The 17,560-nt window shown below is 59.1% G+C and carries 14 protein-coding genes and 1 pseudogene; 12 read left to right on the forward strand and 3 right to left on the reverse strand.

The window, feature by feature from the left end; translation table 11 throughout:
- Positions 1-64: 64 nt before the first annotated feature.
- Positions 65-784 carry a polyphenol oxidase family protein gene (locus ABLU86_RS22910; protein ID WP_015705140.1) on the forward strand — a complete coding sequence of 240 codons (720 nt, stop codon included), beginning with the start codon at positions 65-67 and terminating at the stop codon, positions 782-784.
- A gap of 80 nt (positions 785-864) precedes the next feature.
- Positions 865-2,268, forward strand: coding sequence for a DUF1996 domain-containing protein (locus tag ABLU86_RS22915; protein ID WP_348796404.1), 1,404 nt, complete (start codon positions 865-867; stop codon positions 2,266-2,268).
- A 54-nt stretch (positions 2,269-2,322) separates the two neighbouring features.
- Here ABLU86_RS22915 and ABLU86_RS22920 read toward each other — a convergent pair whose 3' ends face one another.
- On the reverse strand, positions 2,323-3,903 hold the full coding sequence (locus ABLU86_RS22920; protein ID WP_348796405.1) for a rhodanese homology domain-containing protein: 1,581 nt from the start codon (positions 3,901-3,903) through the stop codon (positions 2,323-2,325).
- Positions 3,896-4,501, reverse strand: coding sequence for a cysteine dioxygenase (locus ABLU86_RS22925; RefSeq protein ID WP_334755025.1), 606 nt, complete (start codon positions 4,499-4,501; stop codon positions 3,896-3,898). The genes ABLU86_RS22920 and ABLU86_RS22925 overlap by 8 nt, the downstream gene beginning before the upstream one ends.
- Positions 4,502-4,608: 107 nt before the next feature.
- On the opposite strand from ABLU86_RS22925, the gene ABLU86_RS22930 reads away from it, so the two are divergent.
- From ABLU86_RS22930 to ABLU86_RS22960, 7 genes and pseudogenes are all read left to right on the forward strand, one after another.
- Positions 4,609-5,502: a LysR family transcriptional regulator gene (locus ABLU86_RS22930; RefSeq protein WP_020079075.1), complete on the forward strand. Its 894-nt coding sequence runs from the start codon at positions 4,609-4,611 to the stop codon at positions 5,500-5,502.
- A gap of 144 nt (positions 5,503-5,646) precedes the next feature.
- Positions 5,647-6,700: pseudogene (locus tag ABLU86_RS22935) on the forward strand (LLM class flavin-dependent oxidoreductase); the annotation flags it as partial.
- A gap of 85 nt (positions 6,701-6,785) precedes the next feature.
- On the forward strand, positions 6,786-7,880 hold the full coding sequence (locus tag ABLU86_RS22940) for an acyl-CoA dehydrogenase family protein (RefSeq protein ID WP_047036681.1): 1,095 nt from the start codon (positions 6,786-6,788) through the stop codon (positions 7,878-7,880).
- A gap of 5 nt (positions 7,881-7,885) precedes the next feature.
- Positions 7,886-8,860, forward strand: coding sequence for an ABC transporter substrate-binding protein (locus tag ABLU86_RS22945; protein ID WP_015366990.1), 975 nt, complete (start codon positions 7,886-7,888; stop codon positions 8,858-8,860).
- Complete coding sequence (locus ABLU86_RS22950) at positions 8,857-9,894, forward strand: ABC transporter substrate-binding protein (protein ID WP_020079071.1); 1,038 nt, start codon at positions 8,857-8,859, stop codon at positions 9,892-9,894. Before ABLU86_RS22945 ends, ABLU86_RS22950 begins: the two co-directional genes overlap by 4 nt.
- Positions 9,875-10,870, forward strand: coding sequence for an ABC transporter permease subunit (locus tag ABLU86_RS22955; RefSeq protein WP_020079070.1), 996 nt, complete (start codon positions 9,875-9,877; stop codon positions 10,868-10,870). Before ABLU86_RS22950 ends, ABLU86_RS22955 begins: the two co-directional genes overlap by 20 nt.
- The gene (locus ABLU86_RS22960; protein ID WP_020079069.1) at positions 10,864-11,640 is read left to right on the forward strand and encodes an ATP-binding cassette domain-containing protein; all 777 of its coding nucleotides are present in this window, start codon (positions 10,864-10,866) and stop codon (positions 11,638-11,640) included. The genes ABLU86_RS22955 and ABLU86_RS22960 overlap by 7 nt, the downstream gene beginning before the upstream one ends.
- 445 nt (positions 11,641-12,085) lie before the next feature.
- Here ABLU86_RS22960 and ABLU86_RS22965 read toward each other — a convergent pair whose 3' ends face one another.
- Complete coding sequence (locus ABLU86_RS22965; protein ID WP_072206517.1) at positions 12,086-14,158, reverse strand: TonB-dependent siderophore receptor; 2,073 nt, start codon at positions 14,156-14,158, stop codon at positions 12,086-12,088.
- 505 nt (positions 14,159-14,663) lie between these two features.
- Here ABLU86_RS22965 and ABLU86_RS22970 point away from each other — a divergent pair.
- The 3 genes from ABLU86_RS22970 to ABLU86_RS22980 are packed head-to-tail and all read left to right on the forward strand — an operon-like array spanning position 14,664 to position 17,556.
- A complete protein-coding gene (locus ABLU86_RS22970) occupies positions 14,664-15,485 on the forward strand; it encodes an ABC transporter ATP-binding protein (protein ID WP_015705152.1) in 822 nt (273 codons plus the stop codon).
- Complete coding sequence (locus ABLU86_RS22975) at positions 15,482-16,507, forward strand: iron ABC transporter permease (protein WP_045412714.1); 1,026 nt, start codon at positions 15,482-15,484, stop codon at positions 16,505-16,507. The genes ABLU86_RS22970 and ABLU86_RS22975 overlap by 4 nt, the downstream gene beginning before the upstream one ends.
- Positions 16,504-17,556 carry an iron ABC transporter permease gene (locus tag ABLU86_RS22980; protein WP_348796406.1) on the forward strand — a complete coding sequence of 351 codons (1,053 nt, stop codon included), beginning with the start codon at positions 16,504-16,506 and terminating at the stop codon, positions 17,554-17,556. Before ABLU86_RS22975 ends, ABLU86_RS22980 begins: the two co-directional genes overlap by 4 nt.
- Positions 17,557-17,560: the final 4 nt, after the last annotated feature.

Here is a 17,560-nt window from a genome sequence, read left to right on the forward strand (position 1 = left end):
CATCTTGCGTATCGAGCGGCTTTGACCTACGGTAAATCCACCACCAATCCATTCATGCGCCGTTATGTCTTATCCATCCCGCTTATTAAGTGATATCCCCGGTATTCGTTACGCTTTTCTCGATGTGCACGAAACCGCCGCTTTTCCGTACAGCGAAATGGCGCCGGTTAAGCTGGTGCACGGCAATGTTGTTCATCATTATCAGGGGCCGCAGGCAGAGCGGCCGCATGCCGATGCGGTATTTACCGCTCTGCGTGGGCAAAAGGTCGGCGTCGTCACCGCCGACTGTTTACCGCTGTTAATGGCCTCGCGGGATGGGCGCTATGTTTGCAGCGTGCATGCCGGCTGGCGAGGAGCGGCCAGCGGCATTATCGAAAACAGCCTGGCGCTATTTCGCCAGCATCAGGTGGCGATAGAAGATGTTGTGGTGGTCTGCGGGCCGCATATTCACGCCTGCTGCTATGAGGTTTCGGCCGAGTTTTATCAGTTGCTGTTGACCATGCCGGCGGGCAAGCTGGCAAAACGGTACAATGACGAGCTGTTTCATCAGCGCCTCGCCCCGCCAGAAACCGGGCAAGCGCAGGCGACCGGGAACGATAATCTGTGGTTCGATCTCCGCGCGCTGGCGCAGCGGGTGCTGCAACAGGCCGGGGTGGCGGTGGAAAATACCGAATGGCTGGGAAGCTGTACCTACTGCACGCCGCAGGCGCTCGGCTCCTACCGTCGGCGCACCCATTTTCCGGCGGCGAAAACCTTCCAGTATTCATGGATTATGCGCGAATGAGATAAAATGATGTTTGCTGATGTGTAACATTGGCGCACGCTTGCTATCTCTACGGTCCTTCAAACAAGGAGGATCGTAAAATGAAAGCTAACTCAGTTGTACTGGCCCTGACCCCGCTGCTGGCCGCCAGCGCTTTTTCCGCCCATGCAGGACCGCAAGCCCAGGCGGTATGCGGTTACAGCCACACTCTTGGCGACGACGCGATTATGATGTTCGGTATGCCAAACCAGGCGATGTGGCATGATTTCTTCGGCAATACCCACACCGACGCGGTCTCAACTTATCAAACCCTGCGCGCGCAGCCGGAAACCACCTGTGATAACAAGGCCGATAGTTCCGCCTATTGGGCGCCGTCAATGAAGTTGCCGGATGGACAAATTGTCACTCCGGCTTATCAGAAAACCTATTATCAGGCGACCAAAGTCGAACAGTATCCGCTGCATCCTTTCCCGTCGGGGTTAGAGCTGCTGGCTGGCGACCACCACGGCTCCGCGCCGAGCTCACGGATAACCTTCCTGTGCGCCAACGGTAAAGGCTATAGCAACAAGGCAGGTGAGGTTTGCGGCCTACGTAAAGCGGGCGACGCGGTGCAGTTTAATATCGGTATTCAGTTCCCCAACTGCTGGGATGGCGTCAACCTGAAACCGAGCCACGGTCACAGCAACGCCGCCTATGATGTCAACGGCGCCTGCCCGGCCGACTATCCGGTAAAAATCCCGACGGTTAATATGAATATCGCCTACGTGCTGCCGCAGATTAAATCACTGGACACGGCGAAAATTGAGCTGTCGATGGACCCGGTTATGAAGGGCGATAAACGTGAAGAGAAGTGGGGCAGCATCTATACCGCCCATGCTGATTTCATGAACGGCTGGACGGTCGAGGGCGCGCACTTCATGACCGAACACTGTATGAATGAAGGCATGGATTGCGGGACCAACGTGCCTTATAGCTTCTCGCTGGCGGAAGAAAACGCGGTGGTCGAGAGCGCGCAGCCGAATGTTAACTTCGGGGCGCCTGAAGCGCTGCAGATTTCCGATAACTGGAAGAACGGCGGCCGTACCAGCAACGCGGAAACCCTGACCCTGGTGAAGTTTAAAATCCCGGCGCTGCCGAAAGATCAGGATGCGTCGCTGTTTAAATATCGCCTGCGTCTGTACGGCGGCAAAGTGGAAACTAACGGCGCGGACCAGATCTTCTTCTACCCGGCCAGTAATGACTGGAGCGCGGCGAGCGTGACCTGGAAGCATCGCCCGACCTGCAGCTACAACTCTGATGCTCAACTGTATCTCAATTCATCTCGTGAGTATCGGATGGTGGATATCGATAAAGCGGTGCGTAAGGCGCTGGCGGAAGGGAAAACCGAGATCTCCTGGTACATCGGCGGCGACCGTCAGGGCAACCACTATCAGTTTGACGCCGCAGCGGCGCAGAAGCAGCCGATCCTGATGCTGGTTGGCTTTAAAACCACCCCGGAAATTTAATTTCCAATAAAGGTAAGCTATTCCCGGTGGCCGTGTCGCCACCGGGTTTGTGACTTACAACACCTTAAAGCCGTGGGTACCATCGCGCGCTAACTGTTCCACCAGGCCATACTCCCAGTCGAGATAAGCCTGCATTGCCTCAGCGGAGTTATCGGTTCCTTCATAAGGCCGTCGATAGCGATCGCCGCGCGGCGTTGCCAGATGCGTCTCGCCCTGTTCCAACGCCAGCCCGGCATCAATCCACGCCAGCGTCCCGCCGCTTAACAGTTGTACCGGCTTACCGGTCAATGCCGCGACTTCAGGTACGGCATAGCGGGCCAGCAGACTGCTGCCGCAGGTGACAACGTAACGTTTTGCGGGAGGGATGAGCTCAAGCGCCTGCCGCAGCTGTGAACGCGCCAGCCACCAGGCGCCGGGGATATGCCGTGCGACAAAGTTAGCGCTGGTGGTGAAATCCAGTACCACGGTACCGGGTTCGCGCAATTGTTCCGCTAACTGCGCTGGGGTTATCTCCTCAGCCTGCGGCGCCGGCGGTACGCTGGCAGGCGGAACGCCGCGTTCGCTCAATTGCTCCACGCGGACATCGCGTAAAACCGCCACTTCCCAGCCCATCTGCGCTAACCAGGACGCTGCTATCGGCGCGCGTATCTCATCATCGGCGACCAGCACAATCCGCGCTCCGCGTACGCTGGCATAATGATCGGTTTCCTGCACCAGCTGGCCGCCGGGGGCATTCACGCTGTGCGGCAGATGGCCTGCGGCATACTCCTCGGGGCTGCGAACATCAAACAGATAGGTGGTGCGGTTCGGCTGCTGTTGCCAGCGGGCTAAAGTCGGGGCATCAATGAAGGCCACGCCAGCGCGCTCGGCCAACTGCCTCACTGCAGCCACGCGCTGCGCTGAGGCGCGGAAATCGGCGTCGTAGCGACGCTGCTGGCCGTGCTCGAGTTCCAGTCCGGCTAAGGTCCAGCCGATGGTACCGTTGCGCAGTGCGTATACCGGATTGGCTAAGCCGGCATTACGCAGCGATTGGGTACCGACAATGCTGCGGGTACGACCGGCGCAGTTAACGATCACTGTCGTTTGCGCCGACGGCAGCAGGCCTTCGATGCGTAACGCCAGCTCCCCGCCGGGCACGCTGATGCTGCCGGGAATATTCATCGTTTGATATTCATCGAAACGCCGCGCGTCGACCACCACGACCGGCTGGGGACCCTCGATCAGCGCCTTCACTTCCTCGGCGCTCAACGAGGGCGTCTGGCGCTCGCTCTCTACCAGCTCGCCGAACGCTTTGCTCGGTGAGTTAACGTCCTGAAAGAGCTCGCCGCCGCTACGCTGCCAGCCCGTCAGTCCGCCTGCCAGTAGCGCGACATCCTGATAGCCCCAGCGTTGCAGCCGTTCAAGGGCCTGCTCCGCGAGACCTTCGCCGTTATCGTAGAGGGTAATCGGCGTCGTCAGGCGCGGCACGCGGCGAAAAATCTCCAGCTCCAGCTTGCTGAGCGGCAAATTAGCGGCAAACAGCGGATGGTTAGTGGCAAATGCGGCCTCTTCGCGAACATCGATGAGCGCCACTTCTGCGCCATCGATTAGCGCCTGGCGTACCTCGGCTGGCTGGCGATAATTGTAGTCAGGCATATTCATTATCCTTTGAGAGATCCCAGATATTGGGCAAGTGACGGTTGGAGTAACCGGAGACGAAAGGTTTGACGGTCCCATCCGCGCGATAAACCGCACGCCTGACGCCGCCGATGTTAGCGCCGTAGACATGAATACTGATTGAGACGTGGTCAGCGAGCGCGTTACTCACCCGATGAATATCGCCATCGCGGGATGAGACTTTTTCCACCTTGCCGGGTGAAAGCCGTTCAGCAGGGCCAGTGGCGATCGGCAAACCGCGTTCGTCGAGTCGGTAGCGCTGGTTCTCCTCCGCGCCGCGCAACATACCGATGGCTCCCCATACCCGATGGTCATGAATCGGCGTCGATTGCCCCGGCCCCCAGACGAAGCTGACAATCGAAAAACGTTGGCCGGAATCAGCATGCAGCAAATACTGCTGATAGTGGTGGGGATGCGGCAGGGTGTACTCTTCCGGCAACCAGTCGTCTTTTTGCACCAGCGAAGCCAGGCGCTCGGCGACGGCGTCGAGCAGGGGGGCCTCATCGGTAAACTGGCGATGCAGAGCATCAAGGTCTTGAATAAACTGGCGTAATTTTTCCACTCGCGGTGCAGTCATGGTGGTTTCCTGTTGTCGGGACTGGTCATTACGCTAGCAAAGGCGTTAATATAATTAAAATGCAATTTCCGCATATATTAATATGCAAAAATCACATTAAGGATTATATGCGTATCGATGACATTGATGCCCTGCTGGCTACCGTGCAGTTTTCCTCTCTGAATCAGGCTGCGGAATATCTCGGCATTACCCAATCGGCCATTACCCGTCGGCTTCAGCGTCTGGAGCAAACCCTCAATGTGACGCTGCTGGAGCGCCAGACCCGGCCCCTGACGCTCACCGCCGCCGGACATCGGGTGTATGAGCAGTGCCTGAGCATTAAGCGGGAAACCAAAAAGCTGTACGGTCTGCTTGACCCGGAGGCGGAACCGCAGGGCGTTCTGCGACTCGGCGTGCCGCAGAGCGTGGCGGAAATCGCCCTCCAGCCGGCGCTGAGCGCGCTACGCCAGCAGTTTCCGGCCCTGGAGCCGCAGGTGACCTGCGGCTGGAGCGGGCTGCTGCAAAAAAGGCTGGAGAGCGTCGAACTGGATGGCGTGTTGGCGATGGGACCACAACAGCAGCGCTTTGCTGACGGCTACAGCGGAAGGCTGCTGTGTCCGCTGGATATTGTGGTCATCGCGGCGAAAAGCTGGCGACTGCACGCCGGGGCGCTGCGCGACTGTGCGCAGCGAGGCTGGGTACTGAATCCCGACGGCTGCGGCCTGCGGGCCGGGCTAATCCGCGAACTGCAATCGCAGGGGCTGCGGCTTGCGCTGAACGTCGAGACCGCCGGCGCCCAGCTGCAAATCAGCTTGGTGGCGCAGGGACTGGGGCTTGGACTGGTGCCTCGCGCCGCGCTGGCCGCCAGCCCGTGGCGCGATGAAGTGGCCACGCTTGCGCTCGCGGATTTTCAGCCGCAAGTGCATCTGTGGCTGGTAAACGCGCAGAATCTGGCTAATCTGAGCCAGCCGCTGACTTTTTTTGCCGGAAAAATTGTGCAGCAACTTAACGCATCTGATTGAAAGATATCTATAAATTTTTAAATGCTTATTCTGCATATTAAGTTATGATAAAAATGCATTTCGATCATTAAGTGCCTGTGTATAGGGTAATGAAAACGCGCCGCCGCCGCGGCCCATTCATTACCTTGCTACCAGGAGTTCTGTATGAGCATTCAGTTTCTCGGCATGATCGGCCACCGCCTGTCGTCAGAAACCATCGCCCCGGTAGGGCCGATTTTTGACCGTGATTATATTGTGCGCTTCGCGCAAACACATGAAGCCGCGGGGTTTGACCGTCTGCTGGTGGGGCATTGGTCCGATCAACCCGACGGCTTTTTGGTGACCGCGCTGGCGGGGTTGTCGACGCAAAAGATAGCTTTCCTGCTGGCGCACCGCCCCGGTTTTGTCTCGCCAACTCTCGCCGCGCGTAAATTTGCCACTCTTGAACATCTGCTTGGCGGCCGCCTGGCGGTACATATTATCAGCGGCGGCAATGACGCCGAGCAGCGCCGTGACGGCGATTATCTCGACCACGACCAGCGCTATGCGCGCACCGACGCCTTCCTCGATACCATCCGCAAAGTCTGGACCGCCGAACAGCCGGTGGACATCGATAATGATTTTTATCAGGCGCAACAGGCCTGGTCAGCCATTCGCCCGCTGCAGAAACCGCATATTCCCCTCTATTTCGGTGGCTCGTCGGAGGCGGCAATTACGGTTGCCGGTAAACACGCTAACGTCTTCGCGCTATGGGGGGAGTCGCTGGCGCAGACTGCGGAAACTATCCAGCGGGTACGTGCCGAAGCGGCAAAACATCAGCGCGAGATCGGTTTCAGCGTGTCGTTCCGGCCGATAATCGCCGATAGCGAAGCGGAAGCCTGGGAGAAGGCCGAGCATATTCTGCATGTCGCCACCGAGCGGGCGGCGCAGAGTGAAGGGGGCTTTAAAGCCAAGCCCGATAGCGTTGGCGCGCAGCGTCTGCGGGCTACGGCGGCGCAGGGCAAGGTGGTGGATAAACGCCTGTGGACCGGCATCGCGCAGCTGGTGGGCGGTGGCCACAACTCCACCGCGCTGGTCGGCACGCCGGAACAGGTTGCCGATGCGCTGCTCGACTACTACGACCTCGGCGTACGTAACTTCCTGATCCGCGGATTCGACCCCCTGAACGATGCGCAGGAGTATGGCAAAGCGCTACTGCCGATTACCCGCGAAAAAGCCGCGCTGCGCGCCGTGGCGGAGCGTGCATCGTGAGTCATCGCCCAATCGCAGATTGGCCACGGCAGCTTGCCGAGATCCGCCAACTGATGGCGGAGGAGGCTGCCAGCCTTGATGCCAGCGGCGATTTTCCCCATCGCAATATTGACGTTCTGCGTCGACGCGGGTTTTTAAGCCTTGCCGTACCGCAGCAGTACGGCGGACCTGGTGCCAGTTTAGCCGAGCTGCAACAGGCTATCGCCGCCATCGCCTGGGGCGAACCGGCAACCGCGCTGATTGTCTGCATGCAGTATCTGCATCATCTGCGGCTGGCGGAAAATACGCACTGGGCAGAGCCGCTACGCCAGCGCGTATTTGATGATGCGCTCACAAACGGCGGGTTGATCAATAGCCTGCGCGTCGAACCGGATCTGGGCTCTCCGGCGCGCGGCGGCCTGCCGCAAACGATAGCCAGCCGTAACAGTCGGGGCTGGCTGATTAACGGCCACAAAATTTATACCACCGGTATCGAAGGATTGAGCTGGCTGGCGCTGTGGGCGCGCAGCGACGACAACCCGCCGCTGGTCGGTAGCTGGCTGGTTCCTGCCGACAGCGAGGGCATCAGCGTAGTGAAAAGCTGGGATCACCTCGGCATGCGGGCCACCGGCAGTCACCAGGTGGTGCTGAAAAACGTGCAGGTGTCCGCCGGGCACGCGGTAGACGTTTGGCCCACCGACGAGCCGCCCGCGCCGGACGCCGAACAATTTCGTCTGTTTGCCAACCGTCATACGGCGCTACTGGCGGCGATTTACGATAGCGTGGCCCGTGCGGCGCGCGACTGGCTTGTCGCGTGGCTCGGCGCGCGGGTCCCCGGCAATCTTGGGCAAGCGCTTTCCAGCCTGCCGCGGGTACAGGAAAAAGTGGGGCAGATCGAAGGGCTGCTGCTGGTTAACCGCGCGCTGCTGGAGAATGCCGCGAAGCTGGGCTTTTCCGCTATTGAGGCCAATCTGGCGAAAGTCACTGTCACCGACAACGCCATTCAGGCGGTCAACCTGGCGCTTGAACTCACCGGCAATCATGGTTTAAGTCGGCAACATCCTCTGGAACGCCACTATCGCAACGTCCTGTGCGGGCGGGTACATACGCCGCAGAACGACAGCGCGTGGCAGGCGGCGGGTAAACACGCTTTTCAACAACAAGGATAATTCAGATGCGCATACCCCATTTTACCCGCATAGCCGGGGCGCTAATGCTATTGACGCTGAGCAGCTATGTTGCAGCTCAGGAAAGAATCACACTAAGAATTGCCGATCAAAAAGGCGGCATGCGGTCACAACTGGAGGCCGCTAACGCCTTGCAAAACCTCGCTTACGATATTAAATGGGCCGAGTTTCCTGCCGCCGCGCCGCTGGCTGAAGCGCTCAACGCTGGCGCGGTTGACGTGGGGATTATCGGCGATGCGCCGCTGTTGTTCGCGCTGGCGAACGGCGCGCCGGTAAAAGCGATTGCCGTCGATAAGAGCAACCCGGCGGGGACCGCTGTATTGGTACCTCCCGGCAGCGCGTTAAAAAGCGCGGCGGATTTAAAAGGTAAACGCATTGCCACCGGGAAAGGATCGATTGGCCATTTTGTGGCGCTGAAAGCGCTGGAGCAGGCGGGTGTTTCGCCGAAGGAAGTGCAGTGGGTATTCCTTGGCCCTGTGGATGCGAAAGTCGCGCTGCTTAACGGTTCGGTGGATGCCTGGGCGACCTGGGAGCCCTATACCACGCAACTGGTGAAAACCGCTGAAGGGCAGATTCTGGTGAGCGGCAAAGGGCTGCTGCCGGGGAACACCTTCCTGGCCGCCACCGATAATGCGCTGAAGGATCCACAAAAGCGCGCGGCGCTTCAGGATTATCTCACCCGACTGGCCGGCGCCGAGCGTTGGGCTTATGCCAATCTCGATAGCTATGGCAAAACGCTGGGGGAGATTATTCGCTTCCCGGCGGATATCGCCCGCGCGCAGTTTGCCAATCGCCAGTCGCAGTGGCAGCGGCTGGACGCGCCGACGGTCGCCCAGCAGCAGTCGACGGCGGACTTTTATCTTGCCAACGGCCTCATTCGCGCAAAGCTCGATGTAACGCCGACATTTGATCACGGCTTTAACGTGCCGGTCACGCCGGTTCATGCGGAGGCGGCGCCATGATGACCACACGTTTTACCCGTCGTCGTTTCTTACAGTTTACCGGTGGCCTGGCGCTGGCCGGGACGTCTGTGCCGCTATGGGCTCACGATATGGCGGAGATGGCGAGCGGTGATGAACACCCGGCGCTGCGTCTGGCGCAGCCTTATAAAATCAAGTTGGCGATTAACAAAAGCGCAGTGTGCCTGGCGCCGGTCGCCGTCGCTGAGCAGCAGAAGATTTTTAGTAAATATAACCTCGACGTTGAGTTTGTTAACTTTGGTAACTCGACGGATGTTCTGCTGGAAGCGATTGCCACCGGCAAGGCCGACGCCGGGGTAGGCATGGCGCTACGCTGGCTGAAGGCGCTGGAGCAGGGCTTTGACGTCAAACTTACCGCCGGAACGCACGGCGGTTGCCTGAATCTGCTGACGGCCAAAAACTCGCCTTTTGGCGCGCTGGAGAGTCTGAAAGGGCAAACCATTGGCGTCACCGATATGGCCGGGCCGGATAAAAACTTCTTCGCCATCTTGCTGAAACGCCACGGTATCGACCCGATTAGCGATGTGCAGTGGAAAGTCTATCCGGCCGACCTGCTCAGCGTGGCGCTGGATAAACGCGAAATCGCCGCCATTAGCGGCAGCGAGCCCTTTAGCTATCGCCTGCTGGAAACCGGGAAATATCAGCTAATCGCCAGCAATATGACCGGCGATTACGCCAATCTCAGCTGCTGCGTGCTGGGCGTCAGCGGTGCCCTTGCGCGCGATCATAAACCGGCGGCGGCCGCGCTTACCCAGGCGATTCTGGAAGCGCACAGCTATGCCGCCGCGCATCCGGAAAGCGTGGCGCAATCTTTTCTCGCCCATGCGCTAAATACTAACGAAGCGGAGGTTAGCGGCATTCTTCACGGCCAGGGGCACGGTCATCATGCGGTGGGCGAGGCTTTTGTTAAAGAGCTGACGCAGTATGCCGTGGATCTGCAGCGGGTACAGGTCATCAAACCGGGAACCGATCCTCATCAGTTTGCGGAGAGTATTTATGTCAACGTTTTCGCCTGACCGCGCGCTCGCCCGACCGGGGCTCGGCGCTTTGCTCTGGACGGAGGGCGGGCTTGCCGCCGCGCTATGGCTGCTGGGCGGCCTGTTCACGCAGGCCTGGCCCGATGCCGGTCGGCGCTGGCCGTTTAGCGAGGAGTGGGCGCTGGCGCAGTTCACTCTCGGCGGCGGACTGCTGTTACTGACGCTGAGTTACCGTTACTGGCGCCAGCGGGGCGCGCGTTTGCAGCGTGCCGGAAAATGGCTGGCGCTGCTGCCGGTGCTCTTCGCGCTATGGGAAGGGCTGACGGCCAAGACGGCGTTTTTGCCGGTGCCGTTTTTCGCTCCGCCGCAGGCGCTGATTGAAGTGCTGCACGATGACTGGCCGCGGCTGCTTGATAGCCTACTGCATTCGCTGGGGCTGCTCGGGCTCGGAGTGCTGCTTGGCACCAGTTGCGGGTTTATCAGCGGGCTGGCGATTGGCTGGTCTCAGCGTATTGGCTATTGGGTGCATCCAATTTTACGCCTGCTGGGGCCGGTACCTTCCACCGCGCTGCTGCCGCTGTGCCTGTTTATCTTTCCTTCCAGCTTCGGCGCCAGCGTGTTTTTGATTGCGCTCAGCACCTGGTTCCCGGTTACGGTATTGACCTGGTCCGGGGTCATCGGTATCGATAAAGCGTGGTATGACGTGGCGCGAACGCTGGGAGCCAGCCAGCGATTTCTGATCCTGCGCGTGGCGATCCCCGCCGCGCTGCCGAACGTGTTTGTCGGCTTGTTTATGGGGCTTGGCGCGTCGTTTTCGGTGCTGATTGTCGCCGAAATGGTCGGCGTCAAATCCGGGATCGGTTTTTATCTGCAGTGGGCGCAGGGCTGGGCGGCCTATCCGAATATGTACGCGGCGCTATTCGTGATGGCGTTGTTATGTTCCGGCCTGATTAGCGGGCTATTTATGATTCGCGATCGGCTGCTGAGCTGGCAGCGAGGAGGGATGCAATGGTAAGTGCCCAGACAATTTCGACCGGTGCGGCGGTGGCGGTACGTCATCTTCATCATGCTTTTACATTGGGCAAACAGACGGTGCCGGTGCTGGACAATATCAGCCTGCAGCTGCGGCCAGGGGAGAGTGTCGCGCTGCTTGGCCCCTCAGGATGCGGTAAATCGACGCTGCTGCGCCTGCTGGCGGGGCTGGAGCCACAGCAAAGCGGGCATATTGAGATTGACGATGCGGCGATGGGCGGGCCGGGGCCGGAACGGATCCTGGTTTTCCAGGACCCGACGCTTTATCCGTGGCTGACGGTGCGGCAGAACGTGCTGCTGGGGCCGCAGGCGCAGGGGAAAAAGGGGCTGGAGCCGAAGGCCGACGCGCTGATTTCGCGCATCGGGCTGCAGTCGTTCAGCGAGGCGTGGCCGCGGCAGCTTTCCGGCGGGATGGCGCAGCGTGCGGCGCTGGCGCGCGCGTTGCTCAATGAACCGCGTTTACTGCTGCTTGATGAGCCGCTGGGTAAGCTGGATTCGCTCACCCGCATCAGCATGCAGCGCGAACTGATTGCGCTATGGCAGCAGCAGGGTTATACCAGCCTGCTGGTCACTCATGATATCGAAGAAGCGCTGCTGCTATGCGAGAGAGTACTGGTGATGTCGCCGCGGCCGGGGCGCATTATCGCTGAATTTACGCTTCCTCTGGCGTTTCCCCGCCATCGCGACAATCCACTGTTATTGCAGCATCGGCAGGATATTTTGCGTATCCTCGGCCAGGAAGAGGATTGGTAAGCCAGGTGCGGGGCTAATCGGGGCTACAAATGACACGGACCGTCGATACTGTTATTGGTTTGCAACTGTTTGGTCCGAGAAAAACAGTTGTTTTGTGTTCATTCAGAGCACATTGCGCTCCCGAAATGTCTTCTGCGTTATGTCTCCCATGGCGCAGGGAGCGCACAGGGGGCGGCCAATCGCCGCCGCCCCCTGTACCCCCGGGCTCTGGCCGCCAAAATCGCCACTTCGTGGTACCTTCGACTTATCCCGGCAGGCTTCGGGTCGGGCCGAGGCAGCGTCCTTGCAAAACACGGCCCTCAGCACGCATCCCTGCGTGCTGCCCCGGCCTGCCGGGAACATCTCAGCGATTTTGAGGCCAACAACGGCGGCAGTTTCAGTCGCTATTGGCACAGAAGTAGCCCGGATAAGGCGCAGCGCGCCGCTATCCGGGGCAGGGCAAGGCTTAAAAATCCATTTTCACCGTAAACTGCACTTCACGCGGGTCGCCAATCTGGTTGCCGAGATTATTGGTGCCGATTGACGAGGTGTAATAGGTCTTATCGAACAGGTTCTTCACATTCATCTGTAGCGTTACCGGATACTGCAGCTTCATTTTATAGGCCGCGAAGACGTCGGCCACCGCATAGCCCTGCAGATAATAATCCGCGCCGTTGGTGCCGGAACGTTTGCTGACCGCGTGGCCGCCGCCGCCAACGGTCAGGGTGTTGCTGTTATAGACGTTATGAATGTCATAGGTCAGGAACAGCGAACCGGTATGTTTTGGCACGTTCGGTAGCGGTTTACCGGCATAATCGGGATCTTCCAGCACTTTGGCATCGGTATAGCCGTAGCTGGCGATGACGCTGAGGTTATCGGTGAGCGAGCCCGCCAGATCCACCTCCACGCCGCGCGAGCGAACCTTACCCGCGGTCTTCGCCACCGTCTCGTCGCCGATACTTTCGGTATACAGCACGTTACGTTTATGAATATCAAATAACGCGATATTGGCGGTAATACCCTCTAAAAGGTCGAATTTCGCGCCGACTTCGTAAGAGGTGGACTCTTCCGGCGGCAGTTCGCCGATATAGCTGGCAATCGACGACTGCGGCATAAACGACTGGGCGACGTTAGCAAACAGCGACACGTTGGGCGTTACCTTGTAAACCAGCCCAGCCTTCGGCGTCCATTTCTCATCGCGGCTATCGGTATTGACGTTAAACGGACGGCCTTTACCGGCGTACTGGGTGTAATACTGGTAGCGTACGCCGGCCACGGCAATCCAGTTGTCGGTCAGATACAGGGCGTCCTGCAGATAGGTCGCATAGCTCTCCTGCTTGATGCGCTGATCGCTATCGGCAGCGGAAACGGTATTACAGGTATCGAGAGTGCCGTAAACCGGATGATAAATATTAAAGCCTTTCACGTTCTTACAACGCAGCATATCGGTACGCAGCAAATCGTAATTCTCATAGGCGACGCCGGTCAGCAGTTCATTATAAAAGCCGCCGATGACCACATTGCCTTGTAGATCGGCGCGGGTGGAATGCATCTTTTGCGTCGAGCCGTGCGTGCCGTCGACCCGGCGGGTCAGGTTGCCGGTCGCAGAATCATAGGCCATTACCCTGGCCTGGTTATCGTTGTAGTGATCCTGGCTGTAACTGTAATCAAAGCGCGCGGTCCAGGCGCTGTTAAGACGGTACTCGGCATTCAGTTGGGCAATATCGGAATAACCATCGGTGATATTAAAGGCTTCATCGAAACGGGTTTTACGATCGACGTTGACCGCGTGGCCGGTATCGAGGTCGAAAATGGTGCCGCGGTCAAAGGGGGCGCTGTAATCGCGATGTGAATACGAAGCGGTAATGGTCGCGCTATCGCCAAACCAGCTCAGGGAAGGGGCGATAAAGCTGCTTTTGTTCTTGCCGAAATTGCGCCAGTAATCTTCATTTTGATATTCGCCGATCAGACGATAGGCCAGACGAGTCCCTTCTATCGGACCGGTCACGTCGAAGCTACCCGTGCCGCCGCCAAAACTGCTGGAGGTGGCGGAAACCGAACCAGAGAACTGGCGCTCGGGGCGTTTGGTGACCACGTTAATCAGCCCGCCGGGGTCGAGAATACCGTACAGCGTCGAGGCCGGGCCCTTCAGGACTTCAACCCGCTCGGTAGCGGCGTTAAAGCTGCGCGGCAAAACGGTACGCAGGCCGTTGGTCATGATAGAACCGTCGCGATTGGCGCCGAAGCCGCGGCGGGTAAAGGCATCCTGGGTACCGCCGAGGGTATTGGTCTGCACTACGTTGGCGACGTTATACAATGCTTCATCCAGCGAGGTAGCGTGCTGATCTTCCAGCACCCGGTCGCTGACGGTATTCACCACCTGCGGAATATCCAGCAGCGGCATTGAGGTCAATGTCGCCGTGGACGAACTCAGCGGCTGATAACCGCTGGTGGCGTTCTGCTGGCGGCCGTCAGCCACCACGGTAATAGTGTCCTCAACATCCTTTGTATTCTTTGCCGCGTTATTTTCTGCGGCCATTAATCCCGGTGAGGCTAAAAAAAGAAGCGAAAAAAGCGCGCGCCCTTGCAATGTCCTGCAGGCGACATGGGGTTGAGTCATTATCTGTTTCTCGTGAACGAATCTGCCTTTGCGGTCAGATAAAGCCAATAAAATCATTGCCCTGAAAATAAAACCTATCTGTTAAGCGTCTGAACGCGCCTTCAGATATGTAATTGAGAATCATTCAAACACGAAGGAATGTAGTAGTAAATGTTATGTAAGATAAAAAATCGTCGCAGAAGAAAAGCACGATTTCGCAGCCTGTCGTAGAGAGTGTGATGCTTTTATTTTATTGATTATAAATACTATTCATAAAATTCATTTTGTGTCGCCGCAGGGTAGTGAACGTAACGATAACAACATGAAGCACAGTATTGACTACTACATTCATCCCCTTCATGATCAAAAGAGAATGAGATTTATTTTGATTTGACTGCAGAACGTCGAGGGCTGATGCCGGAACGCTGCGGCGCAGGAGCGAGTTATGCCACAGCGGGTAAACCCTGCAGAAAAGGGGATCGTCCTGGAATCCCTGTCGGCCGGATATGGCCAGACGCTTATCGTCGATGACATTAACCTGACGATCCCCAGCGGTAAAATGACGGTGCTTGCCGGGGCTAACGGCTCAGGCAAATCAACGCTGTTATCGACCATCGCCCGGATGCTAAAACCGCTCGGCGGATGCGTGCGTCTGGACGGAAAGGCCATCCACGACATGCCGACCAAAACGGTTTCCCGCCAGCTGGGGATCCTGCCGCAATCGCCGCTGACGCCGGAAGGGCTCACGGTGTTTGAACTGGTATCGCGCGGGCGCTACCCGTGGCAGGGGCTGATGCGCCAGTGGTCTGCAGCCGATGAACAGGCGGTGGAAGAGGCGCTGCTATTAACCGGCACCGCCGAATTCGCCCATCTGGCGGTGGATAGCCTTTCCGGCGGCCAGCGTCAGCGCTGCTGGATAGCGATGGCGCTGGCCCAGCAGACGACAACCATATTACTGGATGAGCCGACCACCTGGCTCGACCTGCGCTATCAGGTCGAAATTCTTGAACTTCTGCAAAGCCTGACCCGCGAACATGGCCGCACGGTAGTGACGGTGCTTCACGACCTGAACTTTGCGGTGAACTATGCCGACCTGCTGGTATTTCTCAAAAAGGGGCGGATAGCCGGGACCATTTCAGAACAGGAAATCTGCAGCCCCGAACTGATTAAAAACGTCTTTGATGTTGATGTGCAGATGTCAATCAATCCGCAAACCGGCAAACCTTTCTTTATGCCGTTTCGCGCACCCCAGGCCGTTGCCCGATGAGCGCCGCCGTGCTGTACGCCACGCGGCGTCGTACTCGTCCGCGGTTGGCCATGCTGCTATTAACCCTGATGCTAATCGCCGGTTCGCTGATTCATCTTGGTTTAGGCGCCCGCTGGATCGCGCCGCAGACGGTCCTGCAGGCGCTGATCGAGTACGACCCGCGGAACTTCGATCACCGTATTATTGTTGATTTACGTCTGGTTCGGCTGGCAGCGGCGCTGTTGACCGGCGCGGCGCTTGGCGTTGCCGGGGTGCTGCTGCAGACGGTGATCCGCAACCCGCTTGGCGAGCCGCATATCCTTGGGCTCAACGCCGGGGCCTCGTTGGCGGTGGTCGCGACCTCGGCGCTGGGCCTCTCTGTCGGCGATTTTCCGGCAGCTCGCCCGCTAACCGCCGCCTGTGGCGCGGCGCTACTGTTCGGCGGGGTAATGGCGCTGGCCTCTGCCGGGCGCGGCGGGGCGACGCCGCTGCGCATTACGCTATGCGGCGTAGCGATCTCGGCGTTTGCCTCGGCGGTGACGGCGGCGATATTAATACTTGACGAACAAACGCTGCTGGCGATGCGCACCTGGCTTGCCGGCGATCTGGCCGGGTTGAACTGGGCTACCCTACAGGCGGCGCTGGTGCCGGCGCTGTCTGGCATGGGACTGGCGCTGCTCCTCGCGCCACGTCTGAACGTGCTGGCGCTGGGCGATAAAGTGGCGCTGGGGTTGGGGGTGAATCTGGTGCAGACCCGGCTGCTGGGGCTGGCCGCTATTGCGCTGCTGTGCGGCGCGGCGGTGGCGGTCGCCGGACCAATAGGGTTCGTCGGGCTGGTGGTGCCACACGTGGTGCGCCGTCTGATAACGCAAGATATTCGTCTGGCGTTACCGCTGGCGGCGCCGGTAGGGGCGCTGGTGCTGGTGCTGGCGGATATCGCCGCCCGTACGATCCTCGCCCCGCAGGAACTAGCGACCGGCGCGATGACCGCGCTGGTGGGCGCGCCGCTCTTTATCTTTATTGCCGCGAGGTTTTTTAAATGAAACGCGCCGTTCATCGCGCCGGATTTCGGCCTCTGGCGATGGGTTCAACCCGCCTATTGTTACGTCCAGCGGCATTAAAAATTGCCGCCTTCATCCTGTTTATTTTGCTGACGCTGGGGCTCTACAGCCTCAGCCGCGGCAGCTTCCCGCTGCCGTCTTCGGCATGGGCGCGTGCGCTGCTGGCGCCGGAGCAGATTGGCGAGCAGCAACGCTTTATCCTGTTTGACATTCGGCTGCCGCGAATTTTGATGGCGCTGCTGTGCGGCGCCATGCTTGGCCTGGCGGGGGCGGCGATGCAGAGCATTACCCGTAACAGCCTGGCGGACCCCGGCCTTATTGGCGTCAAAGAGGGAGCCTGCATTGTGGTACTGGCGCTAATTCTGTTTTTCCCGGCCATAGGGCTGGCGTGGCGGCCGCTGGCAGGAATGCTCGGCGGCGTGCTGGTGGCGCTGTTGGTGCTGGCGCTGGCGCGCGATTGTTCACGTCCGCGCTTTATTCTGATTGGCATCGGCGTGTCATGGACGCTGGCGGCGGCGGTTGGCATTTTTATGACCACCGCCGACGTACGCGATGTACAGACGGCGATGATCTGGCTCTCCGGCAGCCTGCACGCGGCGACCTGGCCGCTGCTGGCGGTGGCGTTTTGCTGGGCGCTGCCTGGCGCATTGATTCTGTTTTGCACCGCCCGCGCGGCGGATGTGGCGCTGCTGGGCGATCGTACCGCCATCGGTCTTGGCGTATGTTTGCCGCAGCTCACGCTGTTACGCTTCTTTGCCCCCGTACTGCTGACCTCTGCCAGCGTTTCCTGCGTTGGCAGTCTGGGTTTTGTCGGTCTGATGGCGCCGCATATGGCGCGCTTCGTCCTGCGCGGCGGTCAGGTGGCGCTACTCTGCGGCAGCGCGCTGATTGGCGCGTTGCTGGTGCTGGCAACCGATACGCTGGGGCGGCTGGCGTTTGCGCCGCTGCAGATCCCGGCGGGGATTGTTATTGCTCTGGTGGGGTGCCCATTTTTTATTGCTCTGCTTTGGCGTCGCCGTGACGCCCTGTAAATCA

The sequence above is a fragment of the Klebsiella sp. JN_Kp121 genome (genome assembly GCF_040062145.1).
In the GTDB taxonomy this organism is placed as follows: domain Bacteria; phylum Pseudomonadota; class Gammaproteobacteria; order Enterobacterales; family Enterobacteriaceae; genus Klebsiella; species Klebsiella aerogenes.

What these genes read in the sequence shown, in the direction of transcription:
- ABLU86_RS22910 (WP_015705140.1), top strand. Translation starts at nt 65, where the DNA reads ATGTCTTATCCATCCCGCTTATTAAGTGATATCCCCGGTATTCGTTAC.
- ABLU86_RS22915 (WP_348796404.1), top strand. Translation starts at nt 865, where the DNA reads ATGAAAGCTAACTCAGTTGTACTGGCCCTGACCCCGCTGCTGGCCGCC.
- ABLU86_RS22920 (WP_348796405.1), bottom strand. Translation starts at nt 3,903, where the DNA reads ATGCCTGACTACAATTATCGCCAGCCAGCCGAGGTACGCCAGGCGCTA.
- ABLU86_RS22925 (WP_334755025.1), bottom strand. Translation starts at nt 4,501, where the DNA reads ATGACTGCACCGCGAGTGGAAAAATTACGCCAGTTTATTCAAGACCTT.
- ABLU86_RS22930 (WP_020079075.1), top strand. Translation starts at nt 4,609, where the DNA reads ATGCGTATCGATGACATTGATGCCCTGCTGGCTACCGTGCAGTTTTCC.
- ABLU86_RS22940 (WP_047036681.1), top strand. Translation starts at nt 6,786, where the DNA reads ATGGCGGAGGAGGCTGCCAGCCTTGATGCCAGCGGCGATTTTCCCCAT.
- ABLU86_RS22945 (WP_015366990.1), top strand. Translation starts at nt 7,886, where the DNA reads ATGCGCATACCCCATTTTACCCGCATAGCCGGGGCGCTAATGCTATTG.
- ABLU86_RS22950 (WP_020079071.1), top strand. Translation starts at nt 8,857, where the DNA reads ATGATGACCACACGTTTTACCCGTCGTCGTTTCTTACAGTTTACCGGT.
- ABLU86_RS22955 (WP_020079070.1), top strand. Translation starts at nt 9,875, where the DNA reads ATGTCAACGTTTTCGCCTGACCGCGCGCTCGCCCGACCGGGGCTCGGC.
- ABLU86_RS22960 (WP_020079069.1), top strand. Translation starts at nt 10,864, where the DNA reads ATGGTAAGTGCCCAGACAATTTCGACCGGTGCGGCGGTGGCGGTACGT.
- ABLU86_RS22965 (WP_072206517.1), bottom strand. Translation starts at nt 14,158, where the DNA reads ATGGCCGCAGAAAATAACGCGGCAAAGAATACAAAGGATGTTGAGGAC.
- ABLU86_RS22970 (WP_015705152.1), top strand. Translation starts at nt 14,664, where the DNA reads ATGCCACAGCGGGTAAACCCTGCAGAAAAGGGGATCGTCCTGGAATCC.
- ABLU86_RS22975 (WP_045412714.1), top strand. Translation starts at nt 15,482, where the DNA reads ATGAGCGCCGCCGTGCTGTACGCCACGCGGCGTCGTACTCGTCCGCGG.
- ABLU86_RS22980 (WP_348796406.1), top strand. Translation starts at nt 16,504, where the DNA reads ATGAAACGCGCCGTTCATCGCGCCGGATTTCGGCCTCTGGCGATGGGT.